10 protein-coding genes are annotated in these 11,966 nt (G+C 60.0%); all 10 read right to left on the bottom strand.

The genetic code is table 11. The features are described from left to right. Nucleotides 1-17: 17 nt before the first annotated feature. The 10 genes from secD to NE562_RS08410 all read right to left on the bottom strand — a co-directional run bounded on the left by secD (nucleotide 18) and on the right by NE562_RS08410 (nucleotide 11,962). Entirely contained in the window at nucleotides 18-1,295 is a 1,278-nt protein-coding gene (gene secD, locus NE562_RS08455) for a protein translocase subunit SecD (RefSeq protein WP_280961969.1), read from the bottom strand. 139 nt (nucleotides 1,296-1,434) lie between these two features. Next, nucleotides 1,435-2,865: an adenylosuccinate lyase gene (purB, locus tag NE562_RS08450; protein WP_280962024.1), complete on the bottom strand. Its 1,431-nt coding sequence runs from the start codon at nucleotides 2,863-2,865 to the stop codon at nucleotides 1,435-1,437. 137 nt (nucleotides 2,866-3,002) lie between these two features. Then, nucleotides 3,003-4,202 carry a pyridoxal phosphate-dependent aminotransferase gene (locus NE562_RS08445; RefSeq protein ID WP_280961968.1) on the bottom strand — a complete coding sequence of 400 codons (1,200 nt, stop codon included), beginning with the start codon at nucleotides 4,200-4,202 and terminating at the stop codon, nucleotides 3,003-3,005. 151 nt (nucleotides 4,203-4,353) lie between these two features. Continuing rightward, the gene (locus NE562_RS08440; RefSeq protein WP_280961967.1) at nucleotides 4,354-4,998 is read right to left on the bottom strand and encodes a thiamine diphosphokinase; all 645 of its coding nucleotides are present in this window, start codon (nucleotides 4,996-4,998) and stop codon (nucleotides 4,354-4,356) included. Then, nucleotides 4,968-5,864, bottom strand: coding sequence for a ribosome small subunit-dependent GTPase A (gene rsgA / locus NE562_RS08435; protein WP_280961966.1), 897 nt, complete (start codon nucleotides 5,862-5,864; stop codon nucleotides 4,968-4,970). The genes NE562_RS08440 and rsgA overlap by 31 nt, the downstream gene beginning before the upstream one ends. A 22-nt stretch (nucleotides 5,865-5,886) precedes the next feature. Next, entirely contained in the window at nucleotides 5,887-7,938 is a 2,052-nt protein-coding gene (pknB, locus tag NE562_RS08430; protein WP_280961965.1) for a Stk1 family PASTA domain-containing Ser/Thr kinase, read from the bottom strand. A 5-nt stretch (nucleotides 7,939-7,943) separates the two neighbouring features. Next, nucleotides 7,944-8,705, bottom strand: a complete 762-nt coding sequence (locus NE562_RS08425) for a Stp1/IreP family PP2C-type Ser/Thr phosphatase (RefSeq protein ID WP_280961964.1) — start codon at nucleotides 8,703-8,705, stop codon at nucleotides 7,944-7,946. A 185-nt stretch (nucleotides 8,706-8,890) separates the two neighbouring features. Next, nucleotides 8,891-9,916 (bottom strand): 23S rRNA (adenine(2503)-C(2))-methyltransferase RlmN, encoded by a 1,026-nt coding sequence (gene rlmN, locus NE562_RS08420; protein WP_280961963.1) that lies wholly within the window; start codon nucleotides 9,914-9,916, stop codon nucleotides 8,891-8,893. Continuing rightward, complete coding sequence (gene rsmB / locus NE562_RS08415; protein WP_280961962.1) at nucleotides 9,913-11,262, bottom strand: 16S rRNA (cytosine(967)-C(5))-methyltransferase RsmB; 1,350 nt, start codon at nucleotides 11,260-11,262, stop codon at nucleotides 9,913-9,915. The genes rlmN and rsmB overlap by 4 nt, the downstream gene beginning before the upstream one ends. After that, entirely contained in the window at nucleotides 11,252-11,962 is a 711-nt protein-coding gene (locus NE562_RS08410) for a zinc metallopeptidase (RefSeq protein ID WP_280961961.1), read from the bottom strand. The genes rsmB and NE562_RS08410 overlap by 11 nt, the downstream gene beginning before the upstream one ends. Nucleotides 11,963-11,966: the final 4 nt, after the last annotated feature.

Genomic DNA, 11,966 nt, shown 5'->3' with positions numbered 1-11,966 from the left:
ATTGATCTCCTCCTTTCTTATGCGCCGTAAGCCTTGGGGTTACGGATGTGGAAATCGACCATGCGGTTGAGCAGGAAGTGCGTGATGGTCAGCGCGGTGAACATCGAAACGATAACACCGAGGCCAAGCGTCGTCGCAAAGCCGACGATCGTGCCCGTGCCCAGCCAGAACAGCACCGCCGCCGCGATCAGCGTGGTGACGTTAGAGTCCAAAATTGCCGTAAAGGCGCGCTTAAAGCCGGAATCGATTGCGCTCTTGACCGTCTTGCCCGCGCGCAGTTCTTCCTTGATGCGCTCGAAAATGACGACGTTGGCGTCCACCGCCATGCCGATCGACAGAATAATGCCCGCGATGCCCGGCAGGGACAGGTTGACGCGGATCAGGCCGAAGATAACGGCCTCGATCACAATATAGAAGCCCAGCGCAAGGCACGCGACAAGGCCGGGAATACGGTACATAATCAGCATGAACAGGCACACCAGCGCCACGCCGATCGCACCGGCGAGCAGGCTGGTCTGCATTGCGTCCGCGCCGAGCTGCGGGCCGACCGAGCGAAGCTCGACCTGCTTTAAGCTGAACGGCATCTGACCGACGTTGATCAGGTCGGCCAGTTCCTTGGCGCTTTCCGCCGTAAAGGAACCGGAGATGACGCAGGAATCGCTGTCGATCTTCTGGTTGACGCCGGGGGTGGAAATCGCTTCGCCGTCCATGACAATGCCGAGGTAGTTCTTACCCTCCGCCGCCATACCGGCGATCGTTTCGGTCGCCTCGGCAAACTTCTTCGCGCCGTCCGTGGTGAACTCCACCTGAACGTAGTTGATCGCGATCGGTTCGTTGTTCGGCGTGCCGTACGCGGCGGTCGCCTTTTTGATATCCTGACCGGTCAGCCATTCCTTGCCGTCCATATCGACAAAGGTCAGCTGCGCGGTCGTGCCGAGCGTCTGCACCGCTTCTTCCGGGTTGGTGATCTGCGGGATCTCCACCGTGATGCGGTTGTCGCCCTTCAGCGCGACGGTCGCTTCGGTAAAGCCCTTACGCGTCAGACGTTCCCGGATCATCGTCTGCGCGATCTTCATATCATTTGCCAAATCGCCCGAGTAGCCCTCCGGCAAGATCGCCTCATAGGTGATGGACGAGCCGCCCACCAGATCGAGACCCAGCCGGATCCCGTTTTCCGTGTCGGTCACCTTTGGAATGATCACATGACCGGCAATCGTTAATCCCGATACCGCAAAGACCGCGAGAATCGCGATCACGAGCATGACTGCGATAAAGGAAATCACACTCTTCTTCAATGTTTTACAGCCTCCTTCGTTTCTTTACACAGCATAAAGTACAGTATAACTTTTTTGCCGCAAAAAGTCAAACACGATTGATTTGATCAAAACGCTCTGTTTTGATTTTCGATTCCATACGCGCTGCGGCGCGTGGAAATTATAAGTTGATCTCCGCGCGGATTTCTTCGCCGTCCAGATAGGGCGAGATCGCGGGGCGGACGCACTCAGCAAGGAACTCGTCCACCTGCGAGGGGCAGCGGCCGATATAATTCGCGGGATCGAGCTCGGCTTCAATTTCCTCGCGGGTCATGCCGAACATGGGATCGGCCGCGATCCGGTCAATCAGATCGTTGTCGAGACCTTCCTCCTTGATGCGCTTGCCGGCGGCCATCGAATGCTCGCGGATACGCTCGTGCAGCTCCTGCCGGTCGCCGCCGCGCTTGACCGCGCTCATCATGATGTTTTCGGTGGCCATAAAGGGCAGCTCGTTCATCACGCGTTGGTGAATAACCTTGGGGTAAACGACAAGGCCGGAAACGACGTTCAGCATGATGTTCAGGATCGCGTCGACCGCGAGGAACGCTTCGGGAACGGATACGCGCTTGTTCGCCGAATCGTCCAGCGTGCGCTCGAACCACTGGCCGTACGCGGTAAAGGCGGGGTTCAGGCTGTCGCAGATCACATAGCGCGCCAACGCGCAGATTCGTTCGCTTCTCATGGGGTTGCGCTTGTATGGCATGGCGGAGGAACCGATCTGGTGCGCCTCGAACGGCTCCTCGATCTCCTTCAGGTGCTGCAAAAGGCGCAGGTCGGTGGCAAACTTGCCCGCCGACTGGGCGATGCCCGACATCGTCGCAAGCGCCTGCGCGTCCACCTTGCGGGAATAGGTCTGGCCCGAAACAGGCTGCACGCCCGAAAAGCCGAAATCGTCCGCAATGCGCTTTTCCAGTTCCTTCACCTTGCTCTCATCACCGTCGAACAGCTCCATAAAGGAAGCCTGCGTGCCGGTCGTGCCCTTGGAGCCGAGCATTTTAAGGGTACTCAGGCGGTATTCGACCTCTTCAAGGTCCATCAGCAGTTCGTTCATCCACAGCGTCGCGCGCTTGCCGACAGTCGTCAGCTGCGCGGGCTGGAAGTGGGTGAAGCCCAGCGTCGGCTGCGCCTTATGCGCGTCCGCGAATACGGAAAGCTTGTCCAGTACGGCGGCCAGCTTTTTCCGCACGAGCAGCAGACCCTCGCGGATCTGGATGATATCGGTGTTATCGCCCACATAGGCGCTCGTCGCGCCCAGATGGATGATACCGGCGGCCTTCGGCGCGGCTTTGCCAAAGGTATATACATGGGCCATCACATCGTGCCGCACCTCTTTTTCACGGGCGCGGGCCATGTCGAAATCAATATCGTTTACGTGGGCCTCCATCTCCCGCACCTGTTCCTCGGTGATGGGCAGGCCGAGTGCCATTTCCGCTTTTGCCAGCGAGATCCACAGCCGCCGCCAAGTCGAAAACTTCATATCGGAGGAGAAAATATACAGCATCTCATCCGAGGCGTACCGCGCGGAAAACGGGCTTTCATACACGTTGCTCATGCTCTCTTTCCTTTCGTTTGCCATTTTTTATATCGCTTTTTTCTTTTTTAACGCAATAAGAGCGGACTTCGCAGTCCGCTCTTATTTTATCATTTTAAAACGCTGTTATCAAGGAAAACTTCGCGTTTTCGCCGGTTTCAGGCGTTTTTTATAAACTCTTCCAAACGATCGAGACCTTTGTCGATCTCCTGCATGGAAGTTGCATAACTCCAGCGCACAAAGCCCGGCGCGGCAAACGCGGTGCAGGGCACGGTAGCCACGAGTCCCTTTTCAAGGAAGAGCTGCGCGAAATCCTCCGCGCTTTCGACGCGCTTGCCATACATCGTTTTGCCCAAGAATTGCTTCATGTTCATCATGACGTAGAAGGCGCCCTCCGGTTTGATGCAGGATACGCCCGGCACCTTATTCATACGCTCGACCAGATGATCGCGGCGTTTTTCAAAAGCGCCGCGCATGGCGATCATATCCTCCTGCGGGCCGATCAGCGCCGTGATCGCCGCGTGCTGCGAGATCGTACACGGGGCCGAGGTGGAGTGGCTGAGGTAGTTTGCCATCATACGGGCCAAATAGCGGCTCGACGCGGAGTAACCGATGCGCCAGCCGGTCATGGCGTAAGATTTGGACACGCCGTTCACCAGTATGGTGCGCTCGCGGATATCCTCGGACAGCGAGGCAAAGGAAGTGAATTCGCGGTTGTCGTAAACAAGGTTGCAGTAGATCTCATCCGCGATCACATAAAGATTGCGGCGGGTGCAGACCTCGGCGATGGCGGCCAGTTCATCCTTCGTGTAGACCATGCCGGTCGGGTTGCAGGGCGAATTGAGCATAAAGCATTTGGTCTTATCGGTCACGGCGGCGTCCAGTTGGGCGGCGGTGATCTTAAAATCCTGCTCCTCGCTCGCGGTGACGACGACGGGGACGGCCCCGGCCTGCTGCACCATTTCGCTGTACGAGACCCAGTAGGGCGCGGCGATCACGACCTCGTCGCCCGCGTCGCACAGGGTTTGCAAGGCGATAAAGATCGAGTGCTTGGCGCCGGAGGCGACCACGATCTGGTCGGGCGCGTAATCAAGGCCGAAATCTTGGTCGAGCCGGTCGCTGGCCGCTTTACGCAGATCCATCAGCCCCGCCGCGGGCGTGTAGCGCGTCAGGTTGTTTTCAATCGCATCAATACCGGCCTGCTTGATATGCTCGGGCGTAGGGAAATCAGGCTCGCCCGCGCCGAAGCCGACCACATCCTTGCCCTCTGCTTTCATTTGTTTGAACAGCGCGTCGATCGTCAGCGTGGTAGACGGGTGCACCCCTGCCGCGATCTTGGAAATCGGTTTTAATTCCACTCCATTCACTCCTCACATCTCTCTACGGTTTATTATATGCCCTCGGCAGGCAGTTTGCAAGTCTGCGATTAAAAAATTGCAAAAACACCTTAGTAGAAAAAAGCCGCCAAGGGCGGCGGCCAAGGTGTCGAACTTTCACAAAAACTGGGGCTTAATCATGCGTAAAAACGATCAGCGCGCGACCCCGCGCGATGGTAATGGCGATTTCCGGCCCCAAAGCCTCGTTAGAGATAGTGATCATGCCCGCGCGGCGCACCAGCGCATCGCAAAGCGGATACTTGGCGTTTTCTATCGTCACGCCCCTAAGCGTTTCATCCAGCGGCACGATGGAGAAATAGCGATCCTCCGGCTCAATTTTGAATATCTGCCGCCCGCCTTCATGCAAAACCACACGGTTTTGCTTGTCCTGCACGGTCAGCCTGCCGCCAAGGGCGCGCGCTTCCTCCAAAAGCGAAAGGTTGGCGAGCATATGATCGAGCCGTCCGCCGGTGGCGCAAACGAGATACGCCTCGCGGCAGCCGCGGCGAAACACCTCGCGCAGGCAGGTCTGGGTATCGGTATCGTCCTTCTCCGGCGGCAGGCGGAGCACCTCCGCCCCCTCGGTCTCCGGCATGGAGTCGCAGTCCGATACCATAAAATCCGGCGTGAGCCCCAGCCTGCGCGCATGGCGCAGGCCGCCGTCCGCACAGGCGATCAACGCGTCCGGGTGCGCGCGCAGCAAGCCCTTAACATAACCGTACTCCGTTTCGGGCGCGGCCGCAAGGATCAGCGCGCACCGCCCTTTGAAATCTCCCATTCCTTCAAATCCTTTACGCTTTCATAAAGCCGCACATAGCTTGCGTGACGGCTTTCGGCGATGTGTCCGTCGGCGACGGCCTGCCGCACCGCGCAGCCCTTTTCCTTGACATGCGCGCAGCCTGTGAATTGACACCCGCCCAAATAAGGCTCAAATTCCGGGAAGGCATATTGCAGCTGATCCGCCATGACCAGATCCATCTGCTCGGTTTCAAACGAGGAAAAACCCGGCGTATCCGCGATATAGCCGCCGCCCGGCATGGGCCGCAGCTCGACGTGGCGCGTCGTGTGCCGCCCCCGGCCGATGCGGTCGGATATCTCGCCCACCTCGGCGAAAAAGCCGGGGTCCAGACAGTTGAGCACGCTCGACTTGCCCACGCCCGAATTGCCCGCGAACGCCGCCACCTTGCCCGCAATGCGCGCGCGCAGCAGCTCGATGCCCTCACCGGTCTCCGCGCTGACGCGCAACGTTTCCAGTCCGCTTTTTTTATAGATGCCGTACAGCTCGTCCCCCGGATCAAGGTCGGTCTTATTGATGACCACAAGCGGATCGATCCCCTTGTGCACCGCGATCGCCGTGACCTTGTCGATCAAGAAGGGATCGGTCTGCGGCGGCGCGGCGGAAGCGACCGCGACCAATAGGTCGAGGTTCGCGACCGCCGGCCGCACGAGCGAGTTCCGCCGCTCGCCGATCTCCTGCAGGTAGCCCGTGCCGTCCGGTTGAAGCTCCAGCGTGACGCGGTCGCCGATGATCGGCTTGCCCACGGTTTTGCGGAACCGACCGCGCGCCTTGCATTCAATAATTCCATCGGCGGTGCCCACATAGTAGAATCCGCCGATCCCTTTCAGGATGATTCCTGTTGTCAATGAAGTTTCCCCTGTTCCCGTTTTACGAATTGAACGTGGCTGTGTAGGGCTGGGGCGCTCCCCCGCCTACGCTTACCTGTACCTCGTGCGTGCCGGCCGGGCCGGTGACCGTTACCGCGACCGAGCCGCTTGCCGAGGAGACCGTTTGGTCATACAGCGTCTGACCGTCCAGCGTGATGGTCACCTGCGCGCTTTCGGTATCGGGCGGCATAACGACCGGGATGCGGGCGGTGCCGACAGTCGGCTCCGTGGGTTCCGGCTCAGGCTCGTCGCCGCCGGTCTCGCCGCCGTCCGGCTCGGGTTCATCCGGCGGTTCAGGCTCGTTAGTCTCCGGCGGCTTCACCGTTTTGCCCGAGGAGATCTGAATATCGACCGACTTTCCCTCCTCCAGCTTTTCGCCGGCCTTCGGCGATTGGCTGACCACAGTGCCCTGCGGCTGGTCGCTATCGATTTGGGTAATGCCGCCTAGGGCAAGGTTTACCGCGTTGAGCGTCTTTTCCGCCTTGCTCTGGCTCTGCCCATACAGACTCGGCACGTCGACCTGCTTGACTTCCTTGCCCAGACTGATGAAGACCGTCAGCGTTTCGCCCTCGGCCAGCTTTTGGCCCGCGGCCGGCTGGGTGCGGATGACCAAATCCTTTTCCTGCTCCTCCGAATATTCGGTTTCCGTTTTATAGCTGACGTTGTGCCGGTCCAGCACGGTTTGGACGTATTCCATCGTTTTGCCCTTGAATTCGGAAATCGTATAGCTGTTGTCCGCTTCCGGTCCGCCCGCGGACACGGTAAGCACAATATTGGTGCCGCGCGTCACCTTGCTGTAAGGGTCGACGCTCTGGTCCAGCACCATGCCCACGGGCTGGCTGGATTCCACCCGCTTTTCCGCTTCCTTGATCGTGAAGTTCTCCGTCCATTCGGCGTTCTTCATCACATCTTCATAATAGTAGCCGACAAACGCCGGCACGCTTATCTTTTCCCCCTTGTTGCCGGTCAGGATCAGCGCGCCCGCGACGACCAGCGCGATCACCGCGAACACGACGACCGCCACGGTCGCGGCCAGCGCGGGCCGCTCGCCGAGCCGCTCAAAAAAGGTTTCCGGTTCGCGGGTTTCGACCGCCGTTCGGCGGACCTGTACGGCGCGGTCGCGGTCGGCCGCCACCGGGGTACGGCGCGCGGCCTCCACCACATCGTGCCCAAGCACCTGCGTTTCTCCATCGCCGCAGCCCGCGTCGTAATGGAAGGCAGCATCCACGTCGCTTTTCAGGCGCTCCAAATCGGTATAAAGCTCCTCCGCCGAAGCGTAGCGCTTATTGATGTTCGCGCACATCGCGTGCATAATGATCTCATCAAAGCCGTGCGGCACCTCGGGCGCAAGCTCGCTGGGCGGCAGAGGCACGGCGTTTAAATGCTGCATGACCACCTGAATGGCAGTTTCCCCTTCAAAGGGCAGCTTTCCGGTCACCATCTCGTACATCACGACGCCGAGCGAATAAATATCCGTCCGGTAATCGATGGACGAGCCCTTGGCCTGCTCGGGCGAAATATAGTGCACCGAGCCGATGGCCTCCTGCACGACCTTGGTCTCCTGCGTGGTGGCAAAGGAGGCGATGCCGAAATCCGTCAGCTTGGCCGTCCCGTCCCGGAGGATGATCACATTTTGCGGCTTGATATCCTGATGGATGATGCCGCGCGAATGCGCGTGCACCAGCGCGCGCGCGATCTGCTGCGCGAAAAACAGCGATTCCTGCCAAGACAGGTGGCCCTTTTTCTGCAAATATTCTTTTAGCGTGACGCCCTCCATCAGCTCCATCACGATATAGTCCACGCCGTTGTCGTTGCCAACGTCGTACACGGAAACAATATTGTGATGCGAAAGCTTGGCGACCGCCTGCGATTCAATGGAAAAGCGGCGGCGGATATCGGGGTCCTTCGCGAATTCATCTTTTAAAATTTTAACGGCCACATAGCGGTTGAGCACATGGCAGCGCGCGCGGTATACCATGGCCATACCGCCAACGCCGACGACGTCGATAATCTCATACCGGCCGCCGAGCAGCTTGCCTATGTATTTGTCCATCAGGGTCAAGCCTCCTCTTTTGCCGGTTCCCCGCAGGGGCGGAACAATGCTACGGTAATGTTATCCCTTCCGCCGCCCGCCAGTGCCTGACTCAGCAGCTGATCGCCCATGAGCGGCAGCGATGCGGCACGGCGAAGCGTTTCGGCGATATCGCCGTCCTCCACCATGCCGGTCAGTCCGTCGGTACAGAGCAGCAAGATCTCGCCCGGCTTCAGGTTTACCTCAAACAGGTCGCCCTCCACGTCGATATCGACGCCAACCGCGCGCGTGATCAGGTTTTTTTGCGGATGGGTGCGTGCGTCGGCAGCGGTAATCCTGCCCTGACGGAGCATCTCCTCCACATAGGAGTGATCCTCTGTCACCTGATGCAGGGTCTCCCCGTCGAACAGATAGCCGCGGCTGTCGCCCACGTTCAGCAACGTCGCCTGATCGTTCCATATCAGGGCGGCGACCAGCGTTGTGCCCATGCCGCGAAATTCGGGCTGCCTACCGGCAAGCTCGAATACCGTGTCGTTGGCCCTGACGAGCGCATCTTTTAAAAGCGCCTGCCGTTTTTCAGCGGGCAGCTCGGTTTCAAGGGCGGGCGTTACCGCCTCGGCAAAGGACTGCGCCGCAAAGCGGCTGGCCACGTTGCCGGCGTTCGCGCCGCCCATACCGTCGCACACGACGAGAAGCGCGGTATGCGCGTCCTCCTTCGTATCGATCTTAAAAATATCCTGATTGGTCGGACGCACGCGTCCTTTATCTGTCAAGCCAAACCATTCCATAGGAACCTCCGGATTTATTCGATCACAAGCACGCTTGCGATCGAGGATTCCGCCTACGGCGCGCGCCCTGTGGGCACACTTCTCCGGCGGTTTGTATCAAAAGCACGGGCAAAGCTCGCACTTTTGATGAAAATCACGGCAAGCCGTGCTTTTCTTTTAAAATGCGCGCTGCGGCGCGAGGAGTGCTAAGGCTGCTGCAGCTCGCGGCGGCGGAGCTGGCCGCAGGCCGCGTCGATATCGGGGCCAAGACGGCGGCGCACGGTCGCGGTCACGCCGCCCCGCTCCAAAATCTGCTGAAAGCGCCGCACCGCTTCTTTGGTCGAGGGCTTCAGCGGGCTTTCCGCCACCTCGTTGAGCGGGATCAGGTTGACATGCGCCGGTCTTGCCAACAGCGTGAGCAGCCGCTCCGCCTGCCAAGGGCGGTCGGTCACGCCTTGCGCCATCATATACTCGTAAGAGATACGCCGCCCGGTCGTTTCAAAATACGTGCGGCAGGCGCGCATCAGGCGCTCCACGGGAAACGCGTCGTTCACCGGCATCAGAGAAGTACGCGTTTCGTTATCCGGCGCGTGCAGGGAAATCGAAAGCGTGAGCTGTAATTTCTCCTTTGCAAGCAACTCTATTTTATCAGCAATTCCGCTCGTTGACAAGGAAATATGACGCTGACCTAGGTTCAGTCCCTCCGGGCTGCTCACAAGCTGTAAGAATTTTAGCACATTATCGTAATTATCCAGCGGCTCGCCCGTACCCATCAGCACAAGGCTGTGGATACGCTCGCCCGCGTCCCGCTGCATGAACAAGATCTCGTCCAGTATTTCGCCCGGCGAAAGATGGCGCTTGAGCCCGCCGAGGCCGGAAGCGCAAAATTTGCACCCCATCCGGCAGCCCGCCTGCGTGGATACACAGGCCGAAACGCCGTGCTCATAACGCATCAAAACCGATTCGACCGCTTGGCCGTCCCGCATTTTCCAGAGGTACTTTACCGTGCCGTCCACCTTTGATACCTGCTTGCGCGCCAGCTCGGGCACGGTGAGCACAAATTCGGTTTTCAGCTTTTCGCGCAGGGGCTTTGAAAGGTTTGTCATCTCGTCGAACGAGGTCACGCCTTCGTGCAGCCACTTGTAGATCTGTCCCGCGCGAAAGGGCTTTTCCCCCAAAGCGGCCATGGCCTGCCGCAGCTCTTCGATTGTCAGGCTTTTGATTTCCGTCATGCTTTCTTCCTCATTTTGGCGATGAAAAAGCCGTCCATCCGGTTACGGTGCGGCAGCATCGTCGCCATGCCGTCCGCCTGCTCGCCGCAGGCGGGGTGCTTCCATGGTACCGCCTCGAAGGCGGGGTTTTTCGTCAAAAAGGCGCGAACGATCTGTTCGTTTTCGCGCGCCAAGATCGTGCAGGTGGAGTACACCAGCGTGCCGCCGGGCTTTACGTACTGCGCGCAGTTTTGAAGAATCGCGGCCTGAACGGCGGGCAGCGCTTCGATCGCGCGCTCGTCCTTATAGCGGATCTCCGGCTTTTTCCGAATGATGCCGAGCCCGGAACAGGGCACGTCGCACAGCACGACGTCGGCCTGCCCGAGAAACGCCGCGCGCGGTGCGGCGGCGTCCTGCAAGACCGGCTCGATGATGGAAAGGCCCAGCCGCTTCGCGCCTTCGGCGATTCTCGTAAGCTTATGTTCGTAAATATCGCAGGATACCACGCGGCCCGTATTTTGCATCCGCTCCGCCATGGCAAAGCTTTTGCCGCCCGGCGCGGCGCAGCAGTCCAAAACGGTCTGCCCCGGCTCCGGGTCCGCAACCTCGGCCGCGAGCGCGCTGGCGGCGTCCTGAATGGTCATTCGCCCTTCGTTAAACGCGCTTGTCGCGGCCACATCGCCGCCGGAGCACAGCAAGATCGCCGGAAAAGCCGGGTGCGGCTCCGCCGTGATCCCCGCCGCCGCCAGCTCGCGCAGCGCGTCGGCCGGCGCGGCTTTCAGCAGATTGACGCGCGCGGAAAGCGGCGCGTCCGCGTTGTTCGCCCTCACGATCTGCTCGGTCTCCTTCAGGCCGTATTGCGCCGCGAGCAGCCGCACCAGCCATTCGGGATGGCTGTATCGCAGCGCGTAGTAGCTTTCCTTATCCGGGCAGTCCAGCCGGGGCAAAGTATCGCTTTGCACGGCGTTTGCCGCGTTTCTCAGCACCGCGTTGGCAAAAGCGACCGTGCGGTCGTTCGCGTGACAGTACCGCCGCACGAGCGCGACCGTTTCATCCACGGCGGCGTGCGCGGGGATCTTATCCATCAGCGCGAGCTGATAGATCCCCATGCGCAGGCAGGCCAGCACGCGCGGCGCGATCTTTTTCAGCCGCACGCTGGAAAAGCGGCGCAGATAAAAATCACACAGCATTTGGTTTTGCACCGTACCGTAAACCATGCGCGTGGCAAGGGCGGCGTCCCGCGCAGGCAAGGCCGCCCGGCCCAGATAATGGTGCAGCGCGCCATCCGACCACGCGCCCTCCTCCGCCATGGAAAACAGCGAGAAAGCCGCGGCCTCGCGCGCGGAGGCGGGTCGCTTAGCGATCATCGCGGCCCCTTCCTCCGAAGAGCAGCAGCAGACGCAGCAGCTGCGCGAGCGATACCGCAAGCGCCGCCACATAGGTCATGGCCGCGGCCCAAAGCGTTTTCTTTGCCATGGGGTATTCGTCCGCCGTCAGCAGACCGCCCTGCTCGATCGCGGCCAGCGCGCGGTTCGAGGCGTTCAGCTCAACCGGCAGCGTGACAAGCTGAAACACCGTGGCGAGCGCGAACGCGATAATGCCGATATCGATCAGAATGCCGCTGTTCATAAACAGGCCCAGAAGGATGAGCGGCAGCGCGGCGCCCGAACCGATCTGCGTGATCGGCACGATGGCCGCGCGCAGGCGGATGGGCATATAGCCGGTCGCGTACTGTACCGCGTGACCGGCCTCGTGCGCCGCCACGCCGACCGAAGCGACAGAGATTGAATCATATACCGAATCGGACAGGCGGATCACATTCGCGCGCGGATCGTAATGGTCGGTCAGGTTACCGGCCACGCGCTCGATGCGCACATCCCCCACGCCGTTTTGCCGCAGCACGGCCGCCGCGGCCTGCGCGCCGGTCACGCCGCGCACATTGCGCACGCGCGAATACTGGTTAAACGTACTTTTCACCCGCATCTGCGCCCACATCGCCAAAACGATGCACGGCAGAACCAGCACGATATAATACATATCGATTCCGTAAAATCCGAAATAAGGCATACTA

It is taken from the genome of Butyricicoccus faecihominis (genome assembly GCF_024462775.1).
In the GTDB taxonomy this organism is placed as follows: Bacteria; Bacillota; Clostridia; order Oscillospirales; family Butyricicoccaceae; genus Agathobaculum; species Agathobaculum faecihominis_A.
The sequence above is the reverse complement of the archived record's forward strand: the minus strand, read 5'-3'. Positions and strand labels throughout refer to the sequence as shown.